A 26,351-nucleotide genomic window follows, 5' to 3' on the forward strand; every position below is an offset into this window, starting at 1 on the left:
GGAAATTTGAACATACGGGTTAGGTCCCAAATCGCGATGGACGTGCCAACATCGTCTGGGCGCTTTCTAAAAGCGGTACCGCAGGAACCGGCCAGTCCGTCGTAACGCCGGGATTGCCAACATGGCTTTGATGCTCATGCGGCCCGCAAATGAAAACCGGTCGAGATAGGATAGATCATAGGCGGGCACTTCCGCGGCGAACTTCATTCGCGGCACCATTCTTTCAAGGTCATGCGGATCGTCGATGCCCCAGTGAAGGGTCGCACCCGTCGCCTTGACCGAGGGCTGTCGCTGGACGAACCAGACGCCAAGCCGGCTGAAGGCATCGAACGCCGTTTCGCCGGTGGGAAATCGCTCGACGATGCCACTGAAAAGCCGCTGAACTTCGTCCTTTCGGAGGTACATGACGAGGCCCTCGGCCACCACCATAACTGGCCGATCCACCGGAACCCGCTCCAGCCAACTCAGATCAACAACCGACGAGCCGATGAGTTCGCAGCCGTCGCTCGCCGCGTAAAGACGTCGCCGGAGAGCAATGACCTCCGGGTAATCGATGTCGAACCAGCGCACGCCAGTTGGCGGAGCGACACGGAAGACTCGCGTGTCAAGCCCACAGCCAAGATGAAGAACGCAGGCCTCAGGATGCGAGGCAATGAAGGCCCGGACCCAATCGTCGAGCGTCTTCGCCCGGATCGCGATGCCAACCATCATGTCGCGAGTGACCTTCAGCCTGCCGAAATCATAGTCAATCCGTCGCACGGCATCGGCGGCGCAACCATCGGACAAAAGGGAGTTTGGAAGGTGACTCTCTCCCGCCTTCGCGAAAAGCGTGATGAGGAGCGTTTCCTTTTCCCTGCTGAGCGTGACTTTATCCGAATCCATCGGTTGTAATTCCTTGGTCCCAGGAGCGCCGGCTCCGGCCGATGGACCGTCAAGAGGCCTGCTGCCATTCACGAATCGACCGGCGGTCTATCATACAGACCAGCAGTCTAGCACAAAAGGTTTGCTCGGACTAGACTAACGGTTTATTATACCGACCAATGGTCTACCGCCGCTCTGCGCGGGCAACGTGGAATGCTGAATGCCGCGAGTGATCAAGCACCCGGATGTGCGCCGGTCGGAAATCCTGGATTGGGCCCAGCGTGTTTTTCTGTCGCGCGGCTACGATAATGCGAGCCTCAACGACGTGATCGCCGAGGCCGGCCTCTCCAAAGGCGCGTTCTACCATTACTATTCCTCAAAGGAGCAGCTTCTCGAAGCGCTCGCCGGCCGCTTCGCCCAAAGTGCCTATGAGGCGGCGCAGGGTATCCTGCAGGATGCCAGTCTCGATCCCCTGGAGCGCCTGAGGGCCTTCGTGGACAGATCATGGAACCAAAAGATCGAGACCGCGCCGGTCCAATGGCGGCTCTTCGAGGCTTTCTATCGACCGGAAAACCAGGTCCTGTATCAGCGCATCACGCTTGCATGGGCCGCCCTGTTCAGGCCGGCCCTTACGCAGCTCATCGCCGACGGCGTCGCCCGGGGCGTCTTCGACACGTTCGATGCGGAGAGTGTGGCCGACCTGTTCATGAACCTTCCCGCGAGCACTTACCCCATTCTTGCGGAGATCATTGCGTCGCCAACGAAAGACCGGACGGACCAACTGATCGATACGCTCGATCGTCGCCTGCGCTTGTACGGAATCGCCATCGATCGTGTTCTCGGTCTCCCGGACGGAAGCGTGCCACTCGCCAACATTCAGCATCTGCGAGCGCTCATCGACGCTCGAGATTGCCGCAATAATTCTTCCCAAAATCGAGAATCGAGTCCGACGCAAACTTAGTGAAGGTAACCGCTACCCAGCTTTGGAAGAAGAGTTAGAGAGGCGTATGATGCTTTTTCATATCTGCAAGGCGGTAGCACATCGGAGTCATTGTTTGATGTGTTGATCATGAGGAGGCGCACCAAGGGGGAAATGCATGACCGGACTATTCTCGGTTCGCGCATTCCATTGACTTCATTGATCCAGGCATTGGCGGTTGCCGACCACCTGAACTTCCGCCACGCTGCCAACTCGCTCGGCGTCAGCCAGTCGAGCGTCAGCGCGCGCATGAAAGCGCTGGAAGAAGAGCTTGGCATTCTGCTGTTCGAACGCCACGCAAGAGGCGTCAGGCTTACGGAGCCCGGACGACAGTTTGTCGACCAGGTGAAAATCGGCGTCAGCCAACTCGACCACGCCGTGAAGATCGCGGGCATGGCGGCGCGGGGAGAGAGCGGCCGACTACGAATCGGAGTTTATGCCTTCGTTGCCCGAAGTTTCCTTGCCGACCTGCTGACAGAATTCCGCCAAAAACACAGCGGGATCGCAATCGAGATGAAGGAAGGTTCGGCTCGCGACATGCTGGTCGATCTTCGCGAAGACCGGTTGGACGTTGCGTTTGTGACTGGGACTTTAGAACCGCCCGACTGTCACTCCCGTCTGCTATGGACTGAACCGATGCTGGCCGCGCTGCCGGCGAACCATCCGCTCGCCGAGCACTCGGCCGTCACTTGGGACGATTTGGCAACAGAGACGTTCCTTGTCGGACACGGCAGCACTGGGCCGCAAGTTCATAACCATATCATCCTACGCCTTGCAGGACGCTGGCCTGCCCCGTCCGTTCTACGCTTCGATATTGGACGCGGGACGCTTCTGTCGATGGTCGCCCAGGGATTCGGTATCACTCTTGTGGGAGTGGCGACCTCTTTATCGCCAACACCCGGCGTGGTATTTCTTCCCATCGCGGATGAGCCCGAACCGATCGCATTCTCTGCCATCTGGTCGCCGCACAACCGCAGCGCAGCATTGCGGAAACTGCTCACTCTCGCGGACCGGCTCAGCCGGACCGGGCAAACCAGTCAATTTTATACCGATTCCGCTACGTCAACGCGAAGCAGCGGACTATTGTGAGACTCAGCGCAGACATAATCCGTCCGATTCACGCGCTATGGTATCCGGCAGCTCTCTCGCGTCCTATTTTCTATTGCCTCACGCACGAACAGCTATTCTCTGATCGGCTCCAACATTTTTGCCGATTGGAGCCTGTATGCGTGGAGCCCGAATCCTCTGGGGTCAGATTGCCGTGGTCCTGACCATCGTTCTCGTGATGACCTGGACCGCGACCGAATGGACTGCCTGGCGTCTGGGATTTCAGCCTCAGCTTGGAAGCCCTTGGTTCGAGCTGGCGGGATGGCCGATCTACTATCCGCCCGCCTTCTTCTGGTGGTGGTTTTCCTACGACGCCTACGCGCCGGCGATCTTCGCCGAGGGCTCGATCATCGCTGCATCCGGCGGCTTCATCGCCATTGCCGCCGCCATCAGCTTGTCCGTCATTCGGGCGCGGGAAGCCCGCAACGTCGCCACCTACGGCTCCGCGCGCTGGGCCGAGGATAAGGAAATCCGCAGCGCCGGTTTGCTCGGTCCCGATGGCGTGCTGCTCGGCAAATACGACCGGCACTACCTGCGCCATGACGGCCCCGAGCATGTGCTTTGCTTCGCGCCCACACGCTCCGGCAAGGGCGTCGGCCTCGTCGTGCCGACGCTGCTGACCTGGCCGGGAAGCTGCATCGTCCATGACATCAAGGGCGAGAATTGGTCGCTGACAGCGGGGTTCCGCGCCCGGCATGGCCGTGTGCTGCTGTTCGATCCGACCAATGCCCGATCGTCCGCCTACAATCCGCTGCTGGAAGTCCGGCAAGGCGAATGGGAAGTCCGCGACGTCCAGAACATCGCCGACATCCTGGTCGATCCCGAAGGCTCGCTCGACAAGCGCAATCACTGGGAAAAGACCTCGCACTCGCTGCTGGTCGGGGCGATCCTGCATGTCCTCTATGCCGAACCCGACAAGACGCTGGCGGGCGTCGCCAACTTCCTCTCCGATCCGCGCCGCCCGGTCGAAGCCACGCTGCGCGCCATGATGGACACGCCGCATCTCGGCGAGGCCGGCGTGCATCCCGTCATCGCATCCTCGGCGCGCGAGCTGCTGAACAAATCCGACAACGAGCGCTCCGGCGTGCTTTCGACCGCCATGTCTTTTCTTGGCCTGTATCGCGATCCTGTCGTCGCGCGCGTCACCGCCCGCTGCGACTGGCGCATCGCCGATCTCGTCGGCGGCAGGAGGCCGGTCAGCCTCTACCTCGTGGTGCCGCCGTCCGACATCAACCGCACCAAGCCGCTGATCCGCCTGATCCTCAACCAGATCGGCCGCCGGCTGACCGAGGAGCTGACCGCATCGAGCAAGCGTCATAGGCTGCTCCTGATGCTCGACGAGTTTCCGGCGCTGGGGCGGCTCGACTTCTTCGAGTCGGCGCTCGCCTTCATGGCGGGCTATGGCCTCAAGGGCTTCCTGATCGCGCAGTCGCTCAACCAGATCGAGCGCGCCTATGGGCCGAACAACGCCATTCTCGACAATTGCCATGTGCGCGTCAGCTTCGCCACGAACGACGAACGCACCGCCAAGCGCGTGTCCGATGCGCTCGGCACCGCGACCGAACTGCGCGATTCCACCAACTATGCCGGTCATCGCCTGTCGCCCTGGCTGGGGCATCTTATGGTCTCGCGGCAGGAGACCGCGCGCCCGTTGCTGACGCCCGGTGAGATCATGCAGCTCCCGCCCCATGAGGAAATCGTCATGGTCGCGGGCACACCGCCGATCCGCGCCACCAAGGCGAAGTATTTCGAGGACGCGCGCTTGCAGGAGCGCATCGTCGCGCCGCCCGAGCTGGCGGCCGCACCCGCCAATGCCGCCGCAACCGATGACTGGTCAGGCCGCGTCGTCGCGGCGGCGGGCCGTGCCGGCGCGAGCAGCGGAGACGACGGCGGCGATCCCGCCAATGCCGGCATCCGCCGCGAGCCGGAATTGCCCGAGCATGAAGAAATCCTGCCGCTACCGCCATCACCCGCCCAGGAGTTCGAGCTTCTGGACGACGAACCCGATGTCGACGCCGCCAAGGCCAATGCGCTGCGCAGCCGTATGCGGATGGTCGCGCGGCAAGCCTCGCTCGATCCCGGCGACGGCATAGAGCTTTGAGGAGCGCGCCATGACACCCCGCACCCGTATGAACGTCTATTTCGACCCGGCCTTGCTCCAACAGGTCGAGACGCTGGCGCTGCGCCGAAACATTTCCAAGTCCGCCATCATCGAAGCAGCCGTGGCGTGTTTTCTATCCGGCGATACAACCGAGAAGCTGGAAGCAGCCATGTCGCGGCGCCTCGATAAGTTCGGTCGTCAGATCGATTCGCTCGACGAAGATCTCGCCGTGCTCGGCGAAGCCGTCTCACTGTTCATCCGCTATTGGCTGATCCTTACACCGCCGTTGCCCGATACCGCGCAGGCATCGGCTCGCGCCAAGGGCGCGGAACGCTTCGACGGCTTCTTGCAGTCGCTCGGCAAGCGCCTCGCAACCGGCGACCGGTTTCTCAAGGAGCTTTCGCGGGATATTGATCCTTCTTACAAAGCCGCGACGGCAGTTGACAATAAGCCTTGAGGAGAATGTCAGCTTTCGACCCCATTTCGGCCGTCGGCTGTGGAAGCATTGAAACCGAAAGCTGACTTTCAGCCAGGCACTTCCAAGGTCTTGGATCGGCCCGAAGCAGTCATCGTGATAGTATATTTGCTACCATCGTGCTTCCATAAACGCTGGATGTTCATCCAGTGTCGGCTTAGGAGATTTTCGAGAGATTAATTGTAATCTCGCAAAGATCGGTCGCCCCGTGGTGATTCAAGCGCGTGTGATCAGTGTAAAAACGCCCGAAAGTCCAGGCTCCCTCTGGATTGTGTCTATTGTCCGATGCGAGCACCACCGAAAGCAATGCTGTCCCGGCAGGCTCGTAGCTTGGGCGAATGATCTCCCTGAGGCTGTTTAGCCAATGGGGCCGATTACCACCAGGAAAGTCCTTGAGCCTTTCGTTAAACGTGGGACGGAAATGGCCTATCAATGCCGCCTCTAGGACTTCCGCGGATGCACGTACCCCTAGATCGGTCTCAAGAATATTGCTGTTTTCTACGAACCTCAGAGGGGCACATTCAATAAGATAGCGGCTCTGGTAGCCAAAGACGTATACCTGAAGATTAGGCGCATCGCGTTGAATAGCCCCCGCAATTTCACGGACTTTCTCATGGTTCCAAAGACGGTCGGCGAAATCTCGATTTCCATCTTTGCCGGTCGAAATACCGATGTACTCGACTTTGAAATCCAGACACTCCGGCCAATTTCGATCATCGACTCGAATAAAATGCAGAAGGTCTGGTTCCAGGAAAAACCCTCTGGGGTTCGCGCCATCTTCAACAATTATCCGATTTGGATGTCCCATAGGGCCACGGATAAGGCGAACGTTTCTGATTGCCTGGGGCGGCGGCACTGGTGTGTCCGGTAGCAAATGATATGGCGAGTTTCCATCGAGGAGCATCTCAAACGGAACGCTCCTCCAATCGCGATACCCCGTTTCAAACTCAAGCTCGCCTACGACCTTGCTTTGGCTGGGTAACCACGAAAAGCTGTCTTGCTTGAACATGCAGCGAGGACGAGTAGCAATGATGTAGTGGTGATAGCCATGCGTTACGCCAATGCCATGCACCTCGTGACTGCTATCTCGCTTGAAGATCATACGTTCTGTCGGGTTCGCGACTTTAATCTTCTTGTAGTCCTCAATGTGTTGCAGGCCAATGACCATTGGAAAGCCGGATGAGAAGTGAAGAGTTGAGTGATAGCTCACAGGAGTTTCAACCATAATGAATTATGAATGCTCGGAGGATGGTGGTCTTTAAACAACGGCCATCTGTCCAATTCAGCCAAATGCGTGGACGACGTTATGTCAACTTTCTGGCGGCGCGTAGCGGTAATGTGCTGGTAGAACGTACGTCCGCTTACGCAACCCAGTTGCCAAAAGCGGAACATCCCCACTCCACCCCAACTCAGACGCTGGCAGTCCTATTCGCCGCCGATAACCGCCGACCGCCGCACGGCTCTCGATACTTGTTGAATCGGCCTGATTTCAGGCTCTTTTAATCGACCCCAATTCCGGGGACCGTCTGTCGCGCCTCGTGAAGAAACGGGGCCGATATGACGACCAGCCATCAAAAACCGGAAGCCATCGCACGCGGCGCGCGGATGCTGCGCACGGCGCTCGGCCCGGCTATTGCGCGGTTTCTCGAAGACCCGGCCATCGTCGAGGTGATGCTGAACCCGGACGGCCGCATCTGGGTGGACAGGCTGTCCGAAGGGTTGGCCGATACCGGCGAGATGCTGTCGCCCGCGGATGGCGAGCGCCTCGTGCGCCTGGTCGCCCACCATGTCGGTGCGGAGGTTCATGCCCGGTCGCCACGCGTCTCGGCGGAGCTGCCGGAAACAGGGGAGCGGTTCGAAGGGTTGTTGCCGCCCGTCGTCGCATCGCCCGCCTTCGCCATTCGCAAACCCGCTGTCGCCGTCTTCACGCTCGACGATTACGTAGCCGCCGGGATCATGTCGGCGAATCAGGCCGCGACCTTGCGCGCGGCCGTCGCCGGGCGCGCCAACATCCTGGTCGCGGGCGGCACCTCGACCGGCAAGACCACGCTGACCAATGCGCTGCTGGCCGAAGTCGCCAAGAGCGCGGATCGCGTCGTTATCATCGAGGACACGCGCGAGCTGCAATGCGCAGCACCTAACCTTGTCGCCATGCGCACCAAGGATGGCGTCGCCACGCTCTCCGATCTCGTCCGCTCGTCGCTGCGCCTGCGCCCCGACCGCATCCCCATCGGCGAGGTGCGCGGCGCTGAAGCGCTCGATCTTCTGAAAGCCTGGGGTACTGGCCATCCCGGCGGCGTCGGCACGATCCACGCGGGAACCGGCATTGGCGCACTGCGCCGGCTCGAACAGCTCATTCAGGAAGCCGTCGTCACCGTCCCGCGTGCGCTGATCGCTGAGACCATCGACCTCGTGGCCGTCCTCTCCGGCCGCGGCTCCGCGCGCCGGCTCGCCGAACTCGCCCGCGTCGATGGGCTCGGCCCGGACGGGGACTACCGCATCACCCAAGCCACCGCCAACACAGGAGACCCTTCATGATCCGCTCCGTCTTGTGCCTGCGTCGCACGATCGCGACCGCCGCCTTCGCCTACGTCAATCTCGTCCTCGCTCCCGCCGCCCATGCCTCCGGCTCCTCAATGCCGTGGGAAGCGCCGCTCCAGAAAATTCTCCAGTCGATCGAGGGGCCGGTCACCAAGATTATCGCCGTCATCATCATCATCGCCACGGGCTTGGCGCTCGCCTTCGGCGACACGTCCGGCGGCTTCCGCAAGCTGATCCAGATCGTATTTGGCCTGTCTATCGCCTTCGCCGCGTCGAGCTTCTTTCTGTCGTTCTTCTCCTTTGGCGGCGGGGCGCTCGTCTGATGGCGGTCGCGTTCGAGCAACTGGACGTGCCGGGATTTACCGTCCCGGTTCACCGCGCGCTGACCGAGCACATCCTGCTCGGCGGTGCACCGCGCTCCATCGCGATCCTCAATGGAACGCTGGCCGGGGCCGTGGGCCTCGGCCTGCGCCTCTGGCTGGTCGGCCTCGCCATCTGGGCCATCGGCCATTTCGCGGCGGTCTGGGCCGCGAAACGTGATCCGCTCTTCGTGGAGGTCGCCCGCCGGCATCTGCGCATCCCTGGTCACCTGTCGGTCTGAGGAGCGCGGCCATGATGAACCTCGCCGAATATCGTCGCAGCGCCGGCCGCCTTGCCGACTTCCTGCCATGGGCCGCGCTGATCGGTCCCGGCATCATCCTCAACAAGGACGGCTCGTTCCAGCGCACCGCGACGTTTCGCGGGCCTGATCTCGATAGCGTCGTCGCGGCAGAGCTGGTCGCAGTCGCCTCGCGCATCAACAACGCCTTTCGCCGTCTCGGCTCCGGCTGGAGCATCTTCGTCGAGGCGCAGCGCCATCAGGCCGCGATCTATCCCGCGGACCAATTCCCCGATGCTGCATCCGGCTTGGTCGATGCCGAGCGCAAGGCAGACTTCGAGGAAGAAGGCGTTCACTTCGTCTCCGGCTATTACCTGACCTTCCTCTATCTGCCGCCGGCCGAGGAAGCCGCCCGCGCGGAAACTTGGCTGTATGAAGGCCGCGAGCGCACCGGCGTCGATCCGAACGAAATCCTGCGCACCTTCACCGATCGCACCGACCGGGTGCTGGCGCTGCTCGACGGCTTCATGCCGGAGTGTGAATGGCTCGATGACAGCGAGACGCTGACCTATCTGCACTCGACCGTCTCGACCAAGCGCCATCGCGTACGCGTGCCGGAAACGCCGATCTATCTCGATGCGCTGCTTGCCGACCAGCCGCTCACTGGCGGGCTGGAGCCGCGCCTCGGCGGCGAGCATCTGCGTATCCTCACCATCATCGGCTTCCCGACCGCGACGACGCCCGGCCTGCTCGATGATCTCAACCGGTTGGCGTTCCCGTATCGCTGGAGCACCCGCGCGATCCTGCTCGACAAGACCGACGCGACCAAACTGCTGACCAAGATCAGGCGGCAATGGTTCGCGAAGCGAAAGAGCATAGCCGCGATCTTGAAGGAGGTGATGACCAACGAGGCGTCCGCCCTCGTGGATACGGACGCCGCGAACAAGGCGGCCGATGCCGACATGGCCTTGCAGGAGCTGGGTCAGGATGTCGCCGGAATGGCCTATGTCACGGCGACGATCGCGGTGTGGGACGCCGATGCGCGTCTCGCCGACGAGAAACTGCGCCTCGTCGAGAAGGTCATTCAGGGCCGCGACTTCACGGCCATGATCGAAACCGTCAATGCCGTCGATGCCTGGCTCGGCTCGCTCCCCGGACATGCCTACGCCAACGTCCGCCAGCCGCCCATCTCGACGCTCAATCTCGCCCACATGATCCCCCTCTCTGCCGTGTGGGCGGGGCCGGAAGGGGACGAGCATTTCGGTGCGCCCCCCTTGCTTTACGGCAAGACCGAAGGCTCGACCCCGTTCCGGTTATCTCTCCATGTCGGCGACGTGGGCCATACCCTCGTCGTCGGCCCGACAGGTGCGGGCAAGTCCGTGCTGCTCGCGCTGATGGCGCTCCAGTTCCGGCGCTATGATCGTTCGCAGGTATTCGCCTTCGACTTTGGCGGTTCGATCCGCGCTGCCGCGCTCGCCATGGGCGGTGACTGGCACGATCTCGGCGGCGGCCTCACCGAAGGCTCCGACGCCTCCGTTTCGCTCCAGCCGCTTGCCCGCATCCACGACACCTATGAACGCGCCTGGGCCGCTGACTGGATCGTGGCAATCCTCATGCGCGAAGGCATCACGATCACGCCCGAGGCCAAAGAGCATATCTGGACAGCGCTGACCTCGCTCGCTTCCGCGCAGGTCGAGGAGCGCACCATTACCGGCCTCAGCGTCCTGCTCCAGTCCAACGATTTGAAGCAGGCGCTCCGGCCTTACTGTGTCGGCGGGCCCTATGGCCGGCTGCTCGACGCCGAAGCCGAACATCTCGGCTCGGCCGCCGTGCAGGCGTTCGAGATCGAAGGGCTTGTCGGGAGGGGCGCCGCGCCCGCCGTTCTATCCTACCTGTTCCATCGCATCGGCGACCGGCTCGACGGTCGTCCGACCATGCTCATCATCGACGAGGGCTGGCTGGCGCTGGATGACGAAGGCTTTGCCGGCCAGCTCCGCGAATGGCTGAAGACGCTGCGCAAGAAGAACGCCTCCGTCATCTTCGCCACGCAGTCCCTTTCCGACGTCGACAATTCGAGCATCGCGCCGGCCATCATCGAAAGCTGCCCGACGCGGCTGTTGCTCCCCAACGAACGCGCTATCGAGCCGCAGATCACCGCGATCTATCGGCGCTTCGGCCTCAACGATCGTCAGATCGAAATCCTCGCGCGGGCGACGCCCAAGCGGGATTATTACTGCCAGTCGCGGCGCGGCAACCGCCTGTTCGAGCTGGGCCTCAGCGAAGTTGGCCTCGCGCTCTGCGCCGCATCCTCCAAATCCGACCAGACACTCATCGCGAACCTCGTCGCCGAACACGGCCGCGAAGGCTTTCTCGCGGCGTGGCTGCGCGCCCGCGACGCCGGTTGGGCGGCCGATCTCATCCCGAACTTCCCCCAAGCCGAAAAGGAGACCATGCCATGAAGACCCGTACTTTCCGCTCGCGCGCCGCCATCCTGGCCGCAACCATGCTGGCCGTTTCGCCCGTCCTGGTGACGCAGCAGGCCCATGCCTTCGGCTTTGGCCGCATCGTCTATGACCCGACGAACTATGCGCAGAACGTGCTGACCGCTGCACGCAACCTGGAGCAGATCGCCCATCAGATCACCTCGCTTCAGAACGAAGCGCAGATGCTCATCAATCAGGCTAAGAACCTCGCCAGCCTACCGTACTCCGCGCTCCAGACCTTGCAGCAGAACGTCCAGAAGACCCAGCAGCTTCTCGGGCAGGCGCAGAACATCGCCTTCGACGTCCAGAAGATCGATCAGGCGTTCCAGAGCCAGTACGGCAATGTCTCGCTATCCACCACTGACGCGCAACTGGTGGCGGGCGCACGCGACCGCTGGAAGAACACCGTCGGCGGCTTGCAGGACGCCATGCGCGTGCAGGCCGGGGTCGTCGGCAATATCGACGCCAATCGGGCCCAGATGTCGGCGCTGGTCGGCCAAAGCCAGGGCGCGACCGGCGCGCTTCAGGCGGCACAGGCCGGCAACCAGCTTCTCGCCCTCCAGTCGCAGCAGCTCTCCGACCTAATCGCGCTCCTCGCCGCCAATGGTCGCGCCGGCACGCTGACCGAGGCGGAGCGTGCGGCCGCAGCCGAACAGGGCCGCGAGCAGCGTCGCCGGTTCCTGACGCCCGGCTCCGGCTACCAGCCGGGCAACGCGCAGATGTTCAACACCGGCAATTGATCGCCAGAAGGGGAGCACCGTCATGGACGGCAAGATGCTGGCCCGGCTGGGCGCAATCATATTCGTCGCGGTCGCCATCACGGCGACCGCGATCGAGATGACCCGCAAGGAAGAGGCTCCGGCATTCGCGCCGGCCAGCCTTCAACAGCCCGCGCGTGACCCGCTGCGCGAAGGGCAGCGCCGGTGCCAGCAGCTTGGCCAGAAGGCGGCCGAGGACAGCGAATGTATGCGCGTCTGGGCGGGAACGCGTGACCTTTTTCTCGGCCGCACGCCCGCGCCGTCCTCGCGCCTTCAGACCGAGGGGCATTGATCCATGGGCGGCGCTGGCGTCATCGACAATTTCCTTGGGGTCTTCACCCGCTATATCGACTCCGGCTTCGGGCTTCTGTCGGGCGAAGTTGCCTTCATCGCCACCACGCTCATCGTCATCGACGTGACCCTGGCCGCGCTGTTCTGGTCCTGGGGCGCTGATGACGACATCATTGCGCGCCTCGTCAAGAAGACCCTGTTCGTCGGCGTCTTCGCCTATCTCATCGGCAACTGGAACAACCTGGCGAAGATCGTCTTCGACAGCTTCGCCGGGCTGGGGTTGAAGGCGAGCGGAACCGGGTTTTCGGCCGCCGACCTGATGCGCCCCGGCAAGGTGGCGCAAACCGGCCTCGATGCCGCCCGGCCGCTGCTCGAATCCATCTCCGATCTGATGGGCTGGGTCGCCTTCTTCGAGAACTTCATCCAGATCGCCTGCCTGCTCTTCGCCTGGGCGCTGGTCATCCTCGCCTTCTTCATTCTGGCGATCCAGCTTTTCGTCACTCTGATCGAGTTCAAGCTTTCAACGCTGGCGGGCTTCGTTCTGATTCCGTTTGGCCTCTTCGGCAAGACAGCCTTCATGGCCGAACGGGTGCTCGGCAACGTCATTTCCTCCGGCATCAAGGTTCTAGTGCTCGCCGTCATCATCGGTATCGGCTCGACGCTGTTCAGCCAGTTCACCGCCGGGTTCGGGGGCGTGACCCCGAGCATCGACGACGCCATGGCCGTCGTGCTCGCCGCACTCTCGCTCCTCGGCCTCGGCATCTTCGGCCCCGGCATTGCTTCCGGCCTGGTTAGCGGCGGTCCGCAGCTCGGAGCAGGCGCCGCCGTTGGAACCGGTCTTGCCGCAGGCGGCATGGTGCTGGCCGGTGCTGGCGCCGCTGGCCTTGCCGCCAAGGGCGGTGCAGCCGCGCTTTCCACCGGCGCTGCCGCCGTGCGTGGCGGCGCGACCGCCGCTGGTGCCGCATCCGCCGCCTTCAGCCTCGGTTCGCTCGGCCACTCCGGTGCGGGGGGTGCCGCATCCGGCATCGGCGGCGTCGGACGTGCGGCAGGCTCCGCCGCCATGTCGCCGCTGCGCCGTGCAGCGGCCAGCGTCAAATCCAGCTTTTCCGATGGCGTGAAGAGCGGCTTCGGCGTCACCGGCGGCTCTTCGACCATGGGGACAGTCGACGGGTCCGCCGATGCCGCGGCCGACGCTTCCGCCATCCAGACCGCCAAGGGCCAACCTGATTGGGCGAAGCGAATGCAGCGCTCGCAGCGCCTCTCGCATGGCGTCCAGACCACGACCCACGCCGTCCGCTCCGGCGACAGCCACGGCTCCGGCTCTTCCGTCAACCTCTCTGAAAGTGACCGCTCATGAACCTGTTTCGACGACCCGCCGCGCATTACGGCAAAACCCCGCAACCCGAGACGCCATACCAGAAAGCCGCGCAGGTCTGGGACGAGCGTATCGGCTCGGCCCGCGTGCAGGCGAAGAACTGGCGCACTATGGCCTTCGGCTCGCTGGTTCTCTCCGGCGGCTTCGCCGCTGCGCTCGTCTGGCAGTCGGTACAGGGAACCGTCGTGCCTTGGGTGGTGCAGGTCGACAAGCTCGGCCAGGCCCAGACCGTCGCACCGGCGACCGCCGACTATCGCCCGACCGATCCGCAGATCGCATGGCATCTCGGCCGCTTCATCGAGCAGATCAGGTCCATCCCAGCCGACCCGATCATCGTCCGCCAGAACTGGCTTCGCGCCTATGAATGGACGACCGATCGCGGCGCGGGCGCGCTCAACGACTATGCCCGGACCAACGACCCCTTCACCAAGGTCGGCAAGCAACAGATCGCCGTGGACGTCTCCAGCGTCATTCGGGCTTCGCCCGACAGCTTCCGCGTCGCCTGGACCGAACGGCATTTTGAGAATGGCCAGCTCTCCGGCACGGAGCGCTGGACCGCGATCCTCACCATCGCCGTGCAACCGCCGCGTGACGCGGAACGCCTGAAAGCCAATCCGCTCGGCATCTACGTCAACGCCATCAACTGGTCGCGGGAGATGGGCCAATGAACCGCGCGATCCGCAAACCTGCAATCGTGGCTGTGATGCTCTCGGCGACCATGCTCGCCGGCTGCGCCTCCACCAAGCCGCCGCAGATCAGCTACGACAACAGCGTGCCGCCGCTTCCGGCCATTCCCGCAACCGTGACGGATGAGCGGCTGAAGCCGATTCATGTTCCGCCGGCCTGGACCGTCGCGCGCGGCGGCACGGCTGGGGCGACACCGACGGCGCGCGTCGAGAATGCCAATGCCGCCGCCCGTGTGCAGCCGCGCCGCGAGGGCTACTTCAACGCCATTCAGGTCTATCCGTGGTCGGAAGGTGCGCTCTACCAGGTCTATGCCGCGCCTGGCCAGATCACGAACATCGCGCTCGAACCCGGCGAAAGCCTGACCGGCGCCGGACCGATCGCCGCCGGCGATACAGCGCGCTGGATCATCGGCGATACCGAATCCGGCTCTGGCGTCGCCCACCGCGTGCATGTGCTGGTCAAGCCGACGCGCGCCGACATCACCACCAATCTTGTCATCACCACCGACCGGCGCACCTACATGATCGAGCTGCGCTCCGGCGAAAAGCCCTATATGCCGGCCGTCGCCTGGGCCTATCCTCAGCCGGCAGGTGGCGGGCGTCAGGCCATTCCGGCAACGCCGGTCATTCCGGCCGTCGCCGCACGCAACTATCGCTATGGCCTGACCGGGTCTAGCAATCCGCCGTGGAAGCCTGTCGCCGTCTATGACGACGGCCGCCGTGTCTATGTCGAGTTTCCGCGCGGAATCGTGCAGGGTGAAATGCCGCCGATCTTCGTCATCGGCCCCGAGGGCGAAGCGCAGATCGCCAATACCCGCATCTACCAACACATCCTGATCGTGGATCGCCTATTCAGCGCGGCCGAGCTGCGCCTTGGCGCGGGCGACAAGCAGCAGACCGTCAGGATCGTTCGCACCGATGGGAGGCCGCAGTCATGACCGAAGCCGAATCCAATGCCGCTCCGATGCGCCTGCGTGCTGAAGCGCCCCGCGTCACGCGCCTGTCGCGCAAGATGCTCGCCAGCGTCGCGGCCGTCGCTCTGGTCGGAATCGGTGGCGCGCTGATCTACGCGCTCCAGACGCGCGGCCCCAGTGATGGCGGGGAAGAACTCTATTCCACGTCCAACCGGCAGACCGCCGACGGTCTCGCCGGCCTGCCTCGCGACTATAGCGGCCCCGTCCTCGGGCCGGCGCTGCCCGGCGATCTCGGCGGCCCCATCTTGAGCGCTCAGAATGCCGGCCAGCCCGTCGCGCCTCCCGTCGTACCGACGCCCGGCGTCGACGAGGCCGAGCAGCGCCGCCGCGCCGAGGAAGAAGCGGCGCGCCTCAGCACCGTCTTCTTCCAGTCTTGGCAGGGATCGACGGCAGCGACAGCCAGCACGATGCCGGGCCTTGCCGGCTTCGATCCAGCCAGCGCGGCGGGACAGCCGACTGCGCAGGACAAGCAGCTTGCGTTCCTCAATGCGGCGGCTGACCGGCGCACCGTGACGCCTGATCGCGTCACGCTGCCGGCATCGCCTTTCGTGCTGCAAGCGGGCGCAGTCATCTCGGCCGCGCTCATCACCGGCATCCGCTCCGATCTCCCCGGCCAGATCACGGCGCAGGTCACGGAGAACATCTATGACAGCCCGACTGGCAGCATCCTGATCGTGCCGCAGGGAACGCGGCTCATCGGCCAGTACGACAATGCCGTGCAGTTCGGCCAGCGCCGCGTGTTGCTCGTCTGGAACCGCCTCATCATGCCGAACGGCCGCTCCATCGTTCTCGAGCGCCAGCCGGGCGCGGACACGCAAGGCTATGCAGGCTTGGAGGATGGCGTCGATTACCACTGGTGGGATCTCGCCAAGGCCGCCGCGCTCTCGACCCTGCTCGGCATAGGCGCGGAGCTCGCCACCGACGACAATGATCGCCTGATCCGCGCCATCCGTGACGGCGCACAGGATACGGTCAATCAGGCCGGTCAGCAGATCGTCCAGCGTCAGTTGCAGGTCGCACCGACGCTGACCATCCGGCCCGGCTTCCCAGTCCGTGTCATCGTCACCAAGGATTTGGTGCTCGAACCCTACAGGAGCTGACCATGACCAAGCTGAAACTCGGCCCCATCGCCGATGACAAGCCCGTCAGGATCACGGTGGAGCTGCCGGCGGCGCTCCATCGCGATCTCACCGATTACGGCCGCATCCTGGCCGATGGCCGCGCGGCGATCGAGCCTGCCAAGCTCATCGTGCCGATGCTGGAACGTTTCGTCGCGACCGATCGCGGATTTGCGAAGGCGCGACGAACAGCGGCGCAAGGCATCAGATCAGCATCTGGCTAGTCGGCATCTAAATCGAGATTAACGTCCTCAGCCGATCAGCCCACACATTAGTCGAGCCGTATGCCCGCTCAATTGCTTCCAAAAGCCAGGCTTTTTGTGTGGGCGCCAGCAATGGCAGCGACGCCTCAAAGTCCAGCTCGTCTTTTGGCCGTGGGGAACTTGCCTTGTAGAAGAGCTGAATTTCCGGGCTCAGAAAGCGTCCGCCCTGGTCGTCGGACACGCCCATTTCTTCAAGCGGCTTCCTTACCTGGTGGCAACGGCGAGAATACCATTCCGAACCGTTGCTCTCATCGATCATTATCTGAAAACTCCACGGCGAAGTCGAATCCTGTCGACACCAGACGTCATGGACATTGTCCCCCAACACTTCGTCAACGTGCCAGACACGTAAATGGCCAGGCGGGTCCGCTGCCCAACAATCCCACCCGTTCAAGTAACGTCGCAAGGATGTTACATCCTTGCGAAGGACTAGGACGTCTATGTCTGCATGCGGCCTAAGCCGTCGCCTGACAAAGTGCTCGATCGCGAGACCGCCAGCGATCCACCAAGGAAAAATCGCCGATCGAAAAAGTGATATAATCTCCCCCGGGCTAAATGGCTTCCATGGTTTTTCGTGCTCGTACGGCATCAAGGGCCCTCACAAATAGCAATGAGGCGACAATACTCCTCCGTTAGCTTGATCGCGATACCAGCAGAGACAAACGGGGTGCCGCCAGAAGGATGCGTCGAATGCGGCACGCTACACACCTCCGTCTCTCCTCCACAGTCTGCCAAATATCGGAGAAGGCAGTCACGCTTTAGGCTGACTTCCAAAGATTTTGGACACGAATTTTGAAAGAGCGAGGTGTGAGATGACCGCACAGAAAGTCGGGGGCGAGGACTATGGCGAAATGAAAGCCTGGACTAGGCGGACCGCGCGCGGCGAGCGAAAGCCATCGGCGGACGGTCCGAAAGTCTGGTGCTCCTCAGTCGACGCGTTCAAGCAGTTGCACTCCAGCGACGAACCGGAATTGCTCCGGACGCTGGAAGAGTGCGCACTAGGCCTTCTGCCGGGGAGCGCAATCAAAAGCGCCGAGGGTGCACGATGACCTCATCGTCGCCTACGCTCATAAAGCGCACTATTCGCAGGCACCAACTGCGTGAAATCGTACCACTTGCCGACACCACCATCTACGAGCTGGAGCAGCGAGGTGAATTCCCGCAACGCTTCTATCTGACCGCCCGAACTGTGGTCTGGGATCTCGCCGAAGTGGAAGCTTGGCTTGAGCAACGTCGCCAAGCCTCCCGAGAGAAAGCCGTCAGGCGTGCGCCGTCGCCTGACGTCAATCTCAGGAAGTTCCGCCCCGTCAAAGGTTAGGCTCGGGAGCTAGAAGCTCCATGGACACCGGATACAGTGTCGGGGTGTATTTCTGCCCAGCAACCCAGGCGTCAATCAGATTGGCCCATTCCTGCATCATGTGGCGGCGTTGATGCTCATACTCCGCCTTGTTGTAGATGCCACGCGACGACCGCCCATCCTCATGTGCTAAGCACTTCTCGATCCAATCGCTGTTGAAACCCAGCTCGTTGAGCAGCGTCGAGCCCGTGCGGCGCAGGTCATGCACAGTGAACGGCTCAAGCGGCAGTCCCTCCTTCTTGGCTCGTTCGACCACTGCATAGGTGACACGGTTGAAGGTCGCGCGCGACATAGGAGCATCCGCGTCGTAACGGGATGGCAGCAAGTATCGGGAATTGCCGGCACAGGTCTTGAGCGCCACAAGGATGTCGATCGCCTGCTCCGGTAGATAGACGTTGTGTGCCTTGGAACGCTTCATCCGCTCTTTTGGGATCGTCCACACTGCATTCTCGAAGTCGACCTCATCCCATGTAGCGTCCTGCAACTCACTCTTGCGGACCATAGTGATGAGAAACAGCTTCATGCCGAGCCGGATAGTCGGCAGCGTCGCAACATGCTCAAGTTGACCTAGCATGACTCGGATTTCGGCGGGCGACAGCGAACGGTCCTTAGGAACGAATGTCGCGATCGAGGAAGGACCGACCTCATCGGCGGGATTCGCTACCTTCTCCCCGTGCAGGATCGCGAAGGCGTAAACCAGCTTCACGATGTCTCGGACGTGGACCGCCGTGGCCGGCGCTCCACGGCCCTTCACCTTTGCGCACATCGCCCGCAAATCCTCGGGGCCGATTTCCGTCAGCAGACGATTTCGAAACGTCGGAAGGATGTCCCGCTCGTAGATCGTGCGACGCATAGCGCGGGTGCTGTCGGCCATCTTCGCCTCTTGTAGCCAACGTTCGCCAAACTCGCCGAAACTCTTTGCTTCCTTGAGGCGGCGCTTTTCTCGCTGCTTCTCCTGGGCAGGCGACCGACCTTCGAGAATAGCCCTCTGCGCGTCAATCAGCTTCTCCCGCGCACGTGCCAGTGACAGGCCAGCAGCTCCATACCGGCCGAGCGTCAGGGTCTCGCGGCGGCCGTTCATTCGGTAGTCGTAACGGAAGACGACTGCCCCTGAGGGCTGAACCACGACGTACATACCGTCGCGGTCAGCGACCTTGTATAATTTATCTTTTGGTTTCAGGGCTTTGATGCCCGCATCAGTCAGCATTGGACCCTCCGAGATCGCTCAGAAAACGCGGGAGAGCCCTCAAATATACCGTCAGGCCGAAATCAGCCTTCCTGAAAGGCAAAATTCCCTTTCGCTTCAAGGTCAAAATGCCTAAAAAAATACCGTCACAAGCTCTCTAAGCCGTGACGGTATATGCATTCTGCCGATGCGACAAGAGTCGCCATACCGTCAGCTATACCGTCTATCACGAGGCTTTCCCCGCGATAGGCAGCGATAGAAGACGTAGAATTTATTAAAAGATTTCAGTGCGTTATGGAGTACCATGGCGTAAAATCGGCGGCGTTTGGATAGGCTAAAATCATTCCCACTCGATGGTGCCGGGCGGCTTCGACGTGATGTCGTAGGTCACGCGGTTGATGCCCTTCACCTCGTTGATGATGCGGGTGGCAACCCTGCCCAAGAACGCCATGTCGAAGGGGTAGAAATCGGCCGTCATGCCGTCGATGGAGGTGACGGCGCGAAGGGCGCAGACGTGGTCGTAGGTACGCGCATCGCCCATCACGCCCACGGTCTTGACGGGCAGCAGCACGGCGAAGGCCTGCCAGATCTCGTCGTAGAGGCCCGCGTTGCGGATCTCCTCCAGGTAGATCGCATCGGCCTTGCGCAGGATGTCGAGCTTCTCGCGGGTGATCTCGCCGGGAACGCGGATGGCGAGGCCCGGACCCGGGAAGGGATGGCGGCCCACAAAGGCGTCGGGAAGGCCGAGCTCGCGGCCGAGCACGCGCACCTCGTCCTTGAACAGCTCGCGCAGGGGTTCCACGAGCTTCATCTTCATGCGCTCGGGCAGGCCGCCCACATTGTGGTGGCTCTTGATGGTGACGGAGGGGCCGCCCGTGAAGGACACGCTCTCGATCACGTCCGGATAAAGCGTCCCTTGCGCCAGGAAGTCAGCGCCGCCGATCTTCTTCGCCTCCTCGTCGAACACGTCGATGAAGAGCCGGCCGATGGTCTTGCGCTTGACCTCCGGATCGGACACGCCTTCCAGCGCGCCGATGAACAGGTCCTGCGCCTGAACGTGCACGAGCGGGATGTTGTAGTGGTCGCGGAAGAGGCTCACCACCTGCTCGGCCTCCGAGGCGCGCAGAAGGCCGTGATCGACGAAGACGCAGGTGAGCTGGTCGCCGATGGCCTCGTGGATGAGAACCGCCGCCACGGCGGAATCGACGCCGCCGGACAGGCCGCAGATCACCCGGCCAGACCCCACCTGGGCGCGAATGCGCTCAATCGCCTCCTCACGGAAGGCCTTCATGGTCCAGTCGCCCTTGCAGCCCGCGATGTCGCGGACGAAGTTCCGGATCAGCTGCGCACCCTGCGGCGTGTGGACCACCTCGGGATGGAACTGGACGCCGTAGAACTTGTGCTCCTCATCGGCCACGACCGCGAAGGGCGCGTTCTCGGAGGCCGCCAGCACCTCGAAGCCTTGCGGAAGCTGGGTGACCCGGTCGCCGTGGCTCATCCACACCGGATATTTCTTGCCGACCTGCCACACGCCCTGGAAGAGCGGGCTCTCGGACAGGACCTCGATCTCGGCCCGGCCGAACTCCGAATGATGCCCGCCCTCGACCTGGCCGCCGAGCTGCGCCGCCATCGTCTGCTGCCCATAGCAGATGCCGAACACGGGAAGACCTGCTTCGAACAGCTCACGGGGCGCCCGGGGCGAGGCATCCGTCGTCACGGATTCGGGGCCGCCGGACAGGATCACGCCTTTCGGCTTCATGGTCCGGATGGCTTCGGCCGCCTTCTGAAAAGGGACTACCTCCGAATAAACACCGTCCTCACGCACCCGGCGGGCTATGAGCTGGGTTACCTGAGAGCCAAAATCGATGATCAGAATCTTGTCGTGGGTCTGAGCCATTTGTTTCACTTCGGGTAGGAGGGGCATATCTCGGCAGATGATGTGCAGGTGCTTTACCCTCATCCCTGCCGCGGTGTCATGCCCTTTAACGGGACAGTCATGGCGCGTTTCGGATTTATAACGCTTTTCTCGTCGCTCGGGCTCTTCTTTCCAGGTTCGGGCATGGCTGAAGGACTGTCCTTGCAGAGGATCGAAGCTCTCAGCCGGGGCGCCCTTCCGGAGGTTCGCGAGTTCATCACCCGGAAGCTCGGATGCTCCCATTGGGACGAGGCGGATAAGCGACCGCTCCTCAAGACCGCCGAGGTCAAGCGGGCCCTGCGGCACCTCAGATGCAGCGAGCTGGCGACCGACGAGGCCTTCCTGCGAAAGACCTATTCCGGGCATTCGGCCTCGATCAACGCCCTCGATGCCGCCCAGGGAGCGCAAACCTCTGCCCCGGCTCCCGCCCCTCGGACGCGGCCGCCCAGGGCTGCGGGTTTCTAGGCCTCTTTCGGCGAAATAGATCCGGGCGATCAGACGCCTGAGCTATCTGGCGCAGGTACGATGCTTCGTCCGAGGATGTCTTGCCCGGACGAAGCTCGTGGCCAGCTCGGCCTCGGCAAAAACTTTGTTGCACCGCTTTAAGAAACTAAATTACATATGCTCCACATCTTCCCAATCCAGGGGCATCATCATGATCTCGAAGGCGCTACGCACCTGCGCCATTCTGCTCACCTTGAGCGCCGGCATTCTTCCGGGCTTCGCTCAAGATGCGGAGCCTGCCCTGGATGCCCTGGATGCGGAGCCTGACCTCGAGGCCATCGAGAACCTCGGGAAAAACTCCCCGGCCGATGTCGCCGCCTTCGTGGACCGGGTGCTGGAATGCTACCACTGGGCGGGCGAGGAGCCCTACGATGCCGCCCGTAGGCGGGAAATCCGCAGAGCCATGCGCGAGTTACGCTGCGGGCAAGTTCAAATTGACAAAACGGCGAGCACATTGCGGGCTAAATACAAGGGACAGGCTCAAATCCTGTCCGTCATCGACCAAGCCCGCGCGCTCTATTAGCGCCGCGTCAGCCCAGCGACGAAGAAACCGTCCGTTCCCGTCTTCCTCGGGGTCAACTGGATCCCGTATTTCGTGACGCGGATGAAGGAGGCAAGGTTCGCCAGGCCCGCCTTGGCCAGGAGCTCATCGGCCTTCACCACCTCGAACCCGGCGTCGCGCTGGAGGAGGCCTTCGAGCGCCTCATCGTTTTCCTCCGGCAGGATCGAGCAGGTGATGTAGACGATCCGCCCTCCGGGCTTCACAAGGGTCGCAGCGCGGTCGAGAACGGTCGCCTGCTCTTTCCGCCGCACGTCCAGGCTGCCGGGACGCAGGCGCCACTTGGCGTCCGGATTGCGCCGCCACGTGCCCACGCCCGTGCAGGGCGCATCCACCAGCACACAATCGATCCGACCGTCGAGGTCGGCGACGGGGTCAGCGCCGCCCCTCGGGGTACGGACCTGGACATTGCGCACGCCCGCGCGGCTCAGCCGGTCATGAATGGGCGCGAGGCGGCGCGCGTCGCCGTCCGTGGCGTAGATCTGCCCGTGGTTGTCCATCATGGCGGCAAGGGCCAGCGTCTTGCCCCCGCCCCCGGCGCACAGATCGACCACCTGCTCGCCGGGCTTCACGGCGGACAACAGGGCCGCGAGCTGCGATCCCTCGTCCTGGATTTCGAACCATCCCTTGATGAATTCGGGTTCCGCCTGCACCGCAGGGCCGCGCCCGTCCTCACTCGGCGCGATCCGCAGGCCCAAGGGCGACAGCGGCGTCTCGACCGCGCCGAGATGCGGCAGGGCATCGTGGGCCTCCTCGCGGGAGGAGACCTTCAGGGTGTTGACGCGCAGGTCCAGGGGCGCGCGGGTCGTGAGTGCCTGCATTTCCGGGATCAGATCGTCCCCGAACACATGGTCGAGGGAGGGAGCGATCCATTCGGGAAAATCACCCGCCACAGGGGCGGGAGCCCCTTCGAGGCTGGCCGCTGCCAGCCTCTCGCGCTCCCCGTCCGACAGGGGCTCGGGGGCGAATCGCTCACCGGAGCAGAGGGCACCGATCGCCTCCGCGCTCATGCCCCGCTGGAGGCGCAGCATGCCGAGCATCATTGCGCGAGGCGTGCCCTCGCCCATGATCCAGGCCGCCGAGGCTTTGCGCCGCAGAGAATCGTAGACGAGGCTGGCGATCGCCGCCCTGTCCTTGGACCCGGCGAAACGATGCGAGAGGCCCCAATCCTTGAGGGCCTCCGACGCCGGACGCCGGCGGGCGTCGATATCGCCGAGAACCTCGATGGCGGCGGAGATGCGGGCTGCAGGGGTCATTGAAAAAGCACACTTTAGCTTGGCCGCAGCTGCGGCACGTAATTTCCTGTTTCCGGCGCGTTCAGAAGCGGCAATTGGTACCGACACGCCTCGAACCCACCGCGCCCGGGATCGGTGGGAGGGGAACCCGCGCCCCCTAGATTCCGGCCTCCGCGAAGAAGACGCGAAGGCCGAAGATGATCCACATGGCGGCCAGGATCATCACCCCGACCACGAAGGCCTGAAAGCGCCGCGTCACCCTGTTGGACGTCGTGTGGATGAAGGCGTGGACGAGGCGGCTCGCCACGAACATCCACGACATGACCACGAAGAGCATGTCCGCCTTGCGGGTGACCAGCCCCAGCGTCACCAGGACATAGAACAGCACCGGCAGCTCGAACTGGTTGTGATACGCGTTCTGGATCTGCAGAAGGCGCTTGGGCCAGTTGCGCTCCCCCAGGGCGATGTCCCCCATCTTCGCCGTCCCCGTCCGGAGAGCCGCGACGCGCGAACTCCCCAGCCAGAGAAGCAGCATGAAGGTGAGCCCGACCTGGACGAAGACGGGCAAGAGGATGGCGGTGACGCTCATGGGCAGGGACTCGGGTGAACCTTAACTCCGGGTCGGATAGTTAGGGCTCTCCCGGGTGATCGTCACGTCATGGACGTGGCTTTCGCGCAGGCCCGCGCTGGAGATGCGGATGAACTGCGCCTTCTCGCGGAATTCCGGCAGGGTCGCCGCGCCCACATAGCCCATGGAGGCGCGAAGGCCGCCGGTGAGCTGGTGGAGCACGCCCGAGACCGGGCCCTTATAGGCCACCTGCCCCTCGACGCCTTCGGGCACGAGCTTGAGCGTATCGCGCACTTCCGCCTGGAAGTAGCGATCCGCCGAGCCGCGCGCCATGGCGCCGACCGAGCCCATGCCGCGGTAGGACTTGTAGGAGCGCCCCTGGTAGAGGAACACCTCGCCGGGGGTCTCGTCCGTGCCCGCGAGCAGCGAGCCGACCATGGCGCAGGAGGCGCCGGCGGCCAGGGCCTTGGCGAGGTCGCCCGAGAACTTGATGCCGCCGTCGGCGATCACCGGAATGTCCGCCGCATAAGCGGCCTCGACCGCTTCCATGATCGCCGTGAGCTGCGGCACGCCGACGCCCGCCACGATGCGGGTGGTGCAGATCGATCCGGGGCCGATGCCGACCTTGATCGCATCCGCGCCCGCGTCGATCAGCGCCTGGGCGCCCTCGCGGGTCGCCACGTTGCCGGCCACGACCTGAACGGCGTTCGAGAGCTTCTTCACGCGGGTGACGCTCTCCAGAACCTTGACCGAATGGCCGTGGGCGGTGTCGACCACGACCACGTCGCAGCCCGCGTCGATCAGGCGCTCGGCGCGCTCAAAGCCCTGCTCGCCCGTGGTGGTGGCGGCGGCGACAAGAAGACGGCCCTGTTCGTCCTTGGCCGCGTTCGGATAGGCCACCTGCTTCTCGATGTCCTTCACCGTGATGAGGCCGATGCAGCGGTAGTGATCGTCCACCACCAGCAGCTTCTCGATGCGGAACTGGTGCAGGAGGCGGCGCGCCTCGTCCTGGCTGACGCCCTCGCGGACGGTGATCAACCGATCCTTGGTCATCAGCTCGGAGACGGGCTGACCGGGATTGTTGGCGAAGCGCACGTCGCGGTTGGTCAGGATGCCGACCAGCTTGCCTTTGGTGCCGCCAGGGCCGCGCTCGACCACCGGGATGCCGGAGATGCCGTGATGCTTCATCATGGCCAGCGCGTCTGCCAGGGTCTCGTCCGGATGAATGGTGATGGGGTTCATCACCATGCCGGATTCATAGCGCTTCACGAGCCGCACCTGCTCGGCCTGAACCTCGGGCTCGAGATTCCGGTGGATCACGCCGAGGCCGCCGTTCTGGGCCATGGCGATGGCCATGCGCGCTTCCGTCACCGTATCCATGGCGGAGGCGATGATCGGCATGTTGAGATGGATCGTGCGGGTCAGCCGGGTCGCGACGTTCACGTCGCCGGGGAGAACCTCGGAGCGACCGGGCCGCAGCAACACGTCGTCGAAGGTGAGTCCTTCGATGATCTTATCCGTGACGATTGAGGCCATGGCCAACTCCTTAAAAATGCAGGGCGGATGAAGCGATAACGCTTTGACGAGTTGGCACGGGTCCGTAGCACGGTGTTTCGCTTTCGCAAAGGGTTAAGGCTGCATTTCCCCGTAGACCTGCCATCCCGGTCAAGCATGGATCAACCCGCCCGGCGGGCATCCGCCGTTCTCTTGAGCCAGCCCTTCGGGAGGCTCAGCGACCTTTAGGGCGCTCGAGGCAGATATTTCTGAGTTTTCCACGGCTCGGCTGTTCGGAGCAGAGATCGCTTGCGGGAACCCACCCGCGAATGCCCCACGAAGACTTGCCCCCTTCCATCCAAATAAGTTGCTGAACCTCGACCCATGCACCGTCGCAGCCCAGCAGGGCAAAGCTCATCCCTGAAAGCGATCTCACGGCTCCGATTGGATCAACTCCGCCCTTGCGCCGATAAAGCCGTGTTGGCGGATCCTCGAAAACATAGCTTTGAACCATCACTTGGCTGCCATGGACCCACCCGGCCGCGATCGGCAATCCTGCTCCGGGTGTGTCTCCGGGGTAGGCATAGCCTTCAACCAGCAGCCATCCATGGTGGCTCGCGATGACCTGAAAGCTTGGAGCATGGGAAAAAGGCCGGTTGAACGCGTCCTTAGCGAACACCAGCCTTTTCAAAGTACCGATCACAGGGGCTTTAGCATCGGGGCCGGCGCGAACATTAACGCCCATATCATCAAAATCGTTGGCGTAGGCTTGAACGTCTCTGCACCTTTTGGCTCCGCTGGGCAAAGACAAGGTCTGCCCCAGGGCCGGAATGCAGGACAAGACAACGGCGAAGCCGATCAGAACTCTCACGAAGGGCATAAGCCACGATTCCCCACCCGCTCGAATGAAACATTGTTTTGAT

General features: G+C 63.0%; 27 protein-coding genes and 1 pseudogene. 18 read left to right on the forward strand and 10 right to left on the reverse strand.

What is annotated here, in order from left to right:
* Positions 1 to 66: 66 nt before the first annotated feature.
* Positions 67 to 882, reverse strand: a complete 816-nt coding sequence (locus ACS5Q0_RS13600) for a class I SAM-dependent methyltransferase (RefSeq protein ID WP_473127176.1) — start codon at positions 880 to 882, stop codon at positions 67 to 69.
* A 199-nt stretch (positions 883 to 1,081) separates the two neighbouring features.
* Between ACS5Q0_RS13600 and ACS5Q0_RS13605 the strand changes: the two genes are divergently transcribed.
* The 4 genes from ACS5Q0_RS13605 to ACS5Q0_RS13620 all read left to right on the forward strand — a co-directional run bounded on the left by ACS5Q0_RS13605 (position 1,082) and on the right by ACS5Q0_RS13620 (position 5,505).
* On the forward strand, positions 1,082 to 1,822 hold the full coding sequence (locus tag ACS5Q0_RS13605; protein ID WP_473127177.1) for a TetR/AcrR family transcriptional regulator: 741 nt from the start codon (positions 1,082 to 1,084) through the stop codon (positions 1,820 to 1,822).
* 108 nt (positions 1,823 to 1,930) lie between these two features.
* Positions 1,931 to 2,929: a LysR family transcriptional regulator gene (locus ACS5Q0_RS13610; protein ID WP_473127178.1), complete on the forward strand. Its 999-nt coding sequence runs from the start codon at positions 1,931 to 1,933 to the stop codon at positions 2,927 to 2,929.
* Between the two features lie 136 nt (positions 2,930 to 3,065).
* A complete protein-coding gene (locus tag ACS5Q0_RS13615) occupies positions 3,066 to 5,048 on the forward strand; it encodes a conjugal transfer protein TraG (RefSeq protein WP_473127179.1) in 1,983 nt (660 codons plus the stop codon).
* 10 nt (positions 5,049 to 5,058) lie between these two features.
* Positions 5,059 to 5,505: a ribbon-helix-helix domain-containing protein gene (locus tag ACS5Q0_RS13620; protein ID WP_473127180.1), complete on the forward strand. Its 447-nt coding sequence runs from the start codon at positions 5,059 to 5,061 to the stop codon at positions 5,503 to 5,505.
* Positions 5,506 to 5,680: 175 nt separating this feature from the next.
* On the opposite strand, the gene ACS5Q0_RS13625 is transcribed toward ACS5Q0_RS13620, so the two are convergent.
* The gene (locus ACS5Q0_RS13625; protein ID WP_473127181.1) at positions 5,681 to 6,733 is read right to left on the reverse strand and encodes a hypothetical protein; all 1,053 of its coding nucleotides are present in this window, start codon (positions 6,731 to 6,733) and stop codon (positions 5,681 to 5,683) included.
* Between the two features lie 347 nt (positions 6,734 to 7,080).
* On the opposite strand from ACS5Q0_RS13625, the gene trbB reads away from it, so the two are divergent.
* The 11 genes from trbB to ACS5Q0_RS13680 are packed head-to-tail and all read left to right on the forward strand — an operon-like array spanning position 7,081 to position 16,571.
* Positions 7,081 to 8,061: a P-type conjugative transfer ATPase TrbB gene (gene trbB, locus ACS5Q0_RS13630; RefSeq protein ID WP_473127182.1), complete on the forward strand. Its 981-nt coding sequence runs from the start codon at positions 7,081 to 7,083 to the stop codon at positions 8,059 to 8,061.
* Positions 8,058 to 8,387 carry a TrbC/VirB2 family type IV secretion system protein gene (locus tag ACS5Q0_RS13635; RefSeq protein ID WP_473127183.1) on the forward strand — a complete coding sequence of 110 codons (330 nt, stop codon included), beginning with the start codon at positions 8,058 to 8,060 and terminating at the stop codon, positions 8,385 to 8,387. Before trbB ends, ACS5Q0_RS13635 begins: the two co-directional genes overlap by 4 nt.
* Entirely contained in the window at positions 8,387 to 8,665 is a 279-nt protein-coding gene (locus ACS5Q0_RS13640) for a VirB3 family type IV secretion system protein (protein ID WP_473127184.1), read from the forward strand. The genes ACS5Q0_RS13635 and ACS5Q0_RS13640 overlap by 1 nt, the downstream gene beginning before the upstream one ends.
* A gap of 11 nt (positions 8,666 to 8,676) precedes the next feature.
* Complete coding sequence (gene trbE, locus ACS5Q0_RS13645) at positions 8,677 to 11,121, forward strand: conjugal transfer protein TrbE (protein WP_473127185.1); 2,445 nt, start codon at positions 8,677 to 8,679, stop codon at positions 11,119 to 11,121.
* A complete protein-coding gene (trbJ, locus tag ACS5Q0_RS13650) occupies positions 11,118 to 11,885 on the forward strand; it encodes a P-type conjugative transfer protein TrbJ (protein WP_473127186.1) in 768 nt (255 codons plus the stop codon). Before trbE ends, trbJ begins: the two co-directional genes overlap by 4 nt.
* 22 nt (positions 11,886 to 11,907) lie before the next feature.
* The gene (gene trbK-alt, locus ACS5Q0_RS13655; RefSeq protein WP_473127187.1) at positions 11,908 to 12,195 is read left to right on the forward strand and encodes a putative entry exclusion protein TrbK-alt; all 288 of its coding nucleotides are present in this window, start codon (positions 11,908 to 11,910) and stop codon (positions 12,193 to 12,195) included.
* A gap of 3 nt (positions 12,196 to 12,198) precedes the next feature.
* Positions 12,199 to 13,551 (forward strand): P-type conjugative transfer protein TrbL, encoded by a 1,353-nt coding sequence (gene trbL, locus ACS5Q0_RS13660; protein WP_473127188.1) that lies wholly within the window; start codon positions 12,199 to 12,201, stop codon positions 13,549 to 13,551.
* Positions 13,548 to 14,237, forward strand: a complete 690-nt coding sequence (gene trbF, locus ACS5Q0_RS13665) for a conjugal transfer protein TrbF (protein ID WP_473127189.1) — start codon at positions 13,548 to 13,550, stop codon at positions 14,235 to 14,237. Before trbL ends, trbF begins: the two co-directional genes overlap by 4 nt.
* Positions 14,234 to 15,193, forward strand: coding sequence for a P-type conjugative transfer protein TrbG (trbG, locus tag ACS5Q0_RS13670; RefSeq protein WP_473127190.1), 960 nt, complete (start codon positions 14,234 to 14,236; stop codon positions 15,191 to 15,193). The genes trbF and trbG overlap by 4 nt, the downstream gene beginning before the upstream one ends.
* Positions 15,190 to 16,329 carry a TraB/TrbI/VirB10 family type IV secretion system protein gene (locus ACS5Q0_RS13675; protein ID WP_473127191.1) on the forward strand — a complete coding sequence of 380 codons (1,140 nt, stop codon included), beginning with the start codon at positions 15,190 to 15,192 and terminating at the stop codon, positions 16,327 to 16,329. The genes trbG and ACS5Q0_RS13675 overlap by 4 nt, the downstream gene beginning before the upstream one ends.
* Positions 16,330 to 16,331: 2 nt before the next feature.
* Positions 16,332 to 16,571, forward strand: coding sequence for a DUF2274 domain-containing protein (locus tag ACS5Q0_RS13680; protein WP_053552779.1), 240 nt, complete (start codon positions 16,332 to 16,334; stop codon positions 16,569 to 16,571).
* Positions 16,572 to 16,578: 7 nt separating this feature from the next.
* Here ACS5Q0_RS13680 and ACS5Q0_RS13685 read toward each other — a convergent pair whose 3' ends face one another.
* Both ACS5Q0_RS13685 and ACS5Q0_RS13690 read right to left on the reverse strand, forming a co-directional pair.
* A complete protein-coding gene (locus tag ACS5Q0_RS13685; protein WP_200905417.1) occupies positions 16,579 to 16,869 on the reverse strand; it encodes a hypothetical protein in 291 nt (96 codons plus the stop codon).
* Between the two features lie 138 nt (positions 16,870 to 17,007).
* A pseudogene (locus ACS5Q0_RS13690) lies at positions 17,008 to 17,199 on the reverse strand (nucleotidyltransferase domain-containing protein); the annotation flags it as partial.
* Positions 17,200 to 17,655: 456 nt separating this feature from the next.
* Here ACS5Q0_RS13690 and ACS5Q0_RS13695 point away from each other — a divergent pair.
* Entirely contained in the window at positions 17,656 to 17,928 is a 273-nt protein-coding gene (locus ACS5Q0_RS13695) for a helix-turn-helix transcriptional regulator (protein ID WP_473127192.1), read from the forward strand.
* Here ACS5Q0_RS13695 and ACS5Q0_RS13700 read toward each other — a convergent pair.
* Together ACS5Q0_RS13700 and guaA are read right to left on the reverse strand one after the other, a co-directional pair.
* A complete protein-coding gene (locus ACS5Q0_RS13700) occupies positions 17,918 to 19,174 on the reverse strand; it encodes a tyrosine-type recombinase/integrase (protein ID WP_473127193.1) in 1,257 nt (418 codons plus the stop codon). The two genes, ACS5Q0_RS13695 and ACS5Q0_RS13700, sit on opposite strands and share 11 nt — an antisense overlap.
* A gap of 319 nt (positions 19,175 to 19,493) precedes the next feature.
* Complete coding sequence (guaA, locus tag ACS5Q0_RS13705) at positions 19,494 to 21,050, reverse strand: glutamine-hydrolyzing GMP synthase (protein ID WP_473127194.1); 1,557 nt, start codon at positions 21,048 to 21,050, stop codon at positions 19,494 to 19,496.
* 162 nt (positions 21,051 to 21,212) lie between these two features.
* Between guaA and ACS5Q0_RS13710 the strand changes: the two genes are divergently transcribed.
* Together ACS5Q0_RS13710 and ACS5Q0_RS13715 are read left to right on the forward strand one after the other, a co-directional pair.
* Positions 21,213 to 21,533 (forward strand): hypothetical protein, encoded by a 321-nt coding sequence (locus ACS5Q0_RS13710; RefSeq protein WP_473127195.1) that lies wholly within the window; start codon positions 21,213 to 21,215, stop codon positions 21,531 to 21,533.
* A 190-nt stretch (positions 21,534 to 21,723) separates the two neighbouring features.
* Entirely contained in the window at positions 21,724 to 22,095 is a 372-nt protein-coding gene (locus ACS5Q0_RS13715) for a hypothetical protein (protein ID WP_473127196.1), read from the forward strand.
* Here ACS5Q0_RS13715 and ACS5Q0_RS13720 read toward each other — a convergent pair.
* The 4 genes from ACS5Q0_RS13720 to ACS5Q0_RS13735 form a co-directional block, all read right to left on the reverse strand.
* On the reverse strand, positions 22,092 to 23,387 hold the full coding sequence (locus ACS5Q0_RS13720; protein WP_473127197.1) for an RsmB/NOP family class I SAM-dependent RNA methyltransferase: 1,296 nt from the start codon (positions 23,385 to 23,387) through the stop codon (positions 22,092 to 22,094). The genes ACS5Q0_RS13715 and ACS5Q0_RS13720 overlap by 4 nt on opposite strands.
* Before the next feature lie 136 nt (positions 23,388 to 23,523).
* The gene (locus ACS5Q0_RS13725; RefSeq protein ID WP_473127198.1) at positions 23,524 to 23,955 is read right to left on the reverse strand and encodes an MAPEG family protein; all 432 of its coding nucleotides are present in this window, start codon (positions 23,953 to 23,955) and stop codon (positions 23,524 to 23,526) included.
* 21 nt (positions 23,956 to 23,976) lie between these two features.
* Complete coding sequence (gene guaB / locus ACS5Q0_RS13730) at positions 23,977 to 25,470, reverse strand: IMP dehydrogenase (RefSeq protein ID WP_473127199.1); 1,494 nt, start codon at positions 25,468 to 25,470, stop codon at positions 23,977 to 23,979.
* A 193-nt stretch (positions 25,471 to 25,663) separates the two neighbouring features.
* Positions 25,664 to 26,308, reverse strand: a complete 645-nt coding sequence (locus ACS5Q0_RS13735; protein ID WP_473127200.1) for an SH3 domain-containing protein — start codon at positions 26,306 to 26,308, stop codon at positions 25,664 to 25,666.
* Positions 26,309 to 26,351 lie beyond the last annotated feature (43 nt).

The sequence above is a fragment of the Microvirga sp. HS2 genome (assembly GCF_055792805.1).

What these genes read in the sequence shown, in the direction of transcription:
- ACS5Q0_RS13715 (WP_473127196.1), top strand. Translation starts at nt 21,724, where the DNA reads ATGATCTCGAAGGCGCTACGCACCTGCGCCATTCTGCTCACCTTGAGC.
- ACS5Q0_RS13735 (WP_473127200.1), bottom strand. Translation starts at nt 26,308, where the DNA reads ATGCCCTTCGTGAGAGTTCTGATCGGCTTCGCCGTTGTCTTGTCCTGC.
- ACS5Q0_RS13620 (WP_473127180.1), top strand. Translation starts at nt 5,059, where the DNA reads ATGACACCCCGCACCCGTATGAACGTCTATTTCGACCCGGCCTTGCTC.
- ACS5Q0_RS13680 (WP_053552779.1), top strand. Translation starts at nt 16,332, where the DNA reads ATGACCAAGCTGAAACTCGGCCCCATCGCCGATGACAAGCCCGTCAGG.
- guaA (WP_473127194.1), bottom strand. Translation starts at nt 21,050, where the DNA reads ATGGCTCAGACCCACGACAAGATTCTGATCATCGATTTTGGCTCTCAG.
- trbJ (WP_473127186.1), top strand. Translation starts at nt 11,118, where the DNA reads ATGAAGACCCGTACTTTCCGCTCGCGCGCCGCCATCCTGGCCGCAACC.
- ACS5Q0_RS13710 (WP_473127195.1), top strand. Translation starts at nt 21,213, where the DNA reads ATGGCTGAAGGACTGTCCTTGCAGAGGATCGAAGCTCTCAGCCGGGGC.
- trbE (WP_473127185.1), top strand. Translation starts at nt 8,677, where the DNA reads ATGATGAACCTCGCCGAATATCGTCGCAGCGCCGGCCGCCTTGCCGAC.
- ACS5Q0_RS13725 (WP_473127198.1), bottom strand. Translation starts at nt 23,955, where the DNA reads ATGAGCGTCACCGCCATCCTCTTGCCCGTCTTCGTCCAGGTCGGGCTC.
- ACS5Q0_RS13675 (WP_473127191.1), top strand. Translation starts at nt 15,190, where the DNA reads ATGACCGAAGCCGAATCCAATGCCGCTCCGATGCGCCTGCGTGCTGAA.
- ACS5Q0_RS13720 (WP_473127197.1), bottom strand. Translation starts at nt 23,387, where the DNA reads ATGACCCCTGCAGCCCGCATCTCCGCCGCCATCGAGGTTCTCGGCGAT.
- trbK-alt (WP_473127187.1), top strand. Translation starts at nt 11,908, where the DNA reads ATGGACGGCAAGATGCTGGCCCGGCTGGGCGCAATCATATTCGTCGCG.
- trbG (WP_473127190.1), top strand. Translation starts at nt 14,234, where the DNA reads ATGAACCGCGCGATCCGCAAACCTGCAATCGTGGCTGTGATGCTCTCG.
- ACS5Q0_RS13615 (WP_473127179.1), top strand. Translation starts at nt 3,066, where the DNA reads ATGCGTGGAGCCCGAATCCTCTGGGGTCAGATTGCCGTGGTCCTGACC.
- guaB (WP_473127199.1), bottom strand. Translation starts at nt 25,470, where the DNA reads ATGGCCTCAATCGTCACGGATAAGATCATCGAAGGACTCACCTTCGAC.
- ACS5Q0_RS13685 (WP_200905417.1), bottom strand. Translation starts at nt 16,869, where the DNA reads ATGATCGATGAGAGCAACGGTTCGGAATGGTATTCTCGCCGTTGCCAC.
- ACS5Q0_RS13700 (WP_473127193.1), bottom strand. Translation starts at nt 19,174, where the DNA reads ATGCTGACTGATGCGGGCATCAAAGCCCTGAAACCAAAAGATAAATTA.
- ACS5Q0_RS13695 (WP_473127192.1), top strand. Translation starts at nt 17,656, where the DNA reads ATGACCTCATCGTCGCCTACGCTCATAAAGCGCACTATTCGCAGGCAC.
- trbF (WP_473127189.1), top strand. Translation starts at nt 13,548, where the DNA reads ATGAACCTGTTTCGACGACCCGCCGCGCATTACGGCAAAACCCCGCAA.
- trbL (WP_473127188.1), top strand. Translation starts at nt 12,199, where the DNA reads ATGGGCGGCGCTGGCGTCATCGACAATTTCCTTGGGGTCTTCACCCGC.
- ACS5Q0_RS13610 (WP_473127178.1), top strand. Translation starts at nt 1,931, where the DNA reads ATGAGGAGGCGCACCAAGGGGGAAATGCATGACCGGACTATTCTCGGT.
- trbB (WP_473127182.1), top strand. Translation starts at nt 7,081, where the DNA reads ATGACGACCAGCCATCAAAAACCGGAAGCCATCGCACGCGGCGCGCGG.
- ACS5Q0_RS13605 (WP_473127177.1), top strand. Translation starts at nt 1,082, where the DNA reads ATGCCGCGAGTGATCAAGCACCCGGATGTGCGCCGGTCGGAAATCCTG.
- ACS5Q0_RS13600 (WP_473127176.1), bottom strand. Translation starts at nt 882, where the DNA reads ATGGATTCGGATAAAGTCACGCTCAGCAGGGAAAAGGAAACGCTCCTC.
- ACS5Q0_RS13640 (WP_473127184.1), top strand. Translation starts at nt 8,387, where the DNA reads ATGGCGGTCGCGTTCGAGCAACTGGACGTGCCGGGATTTACCGTCCCG.
- ACS5Q0_RS13635 (WP_473127183.1), top strand. Translation starts at nt 8,058, where the DNA reads ATGATCCGCTCCGTCTTGTGCCTGCGTCGCACGATCGCGACCGCCGCC.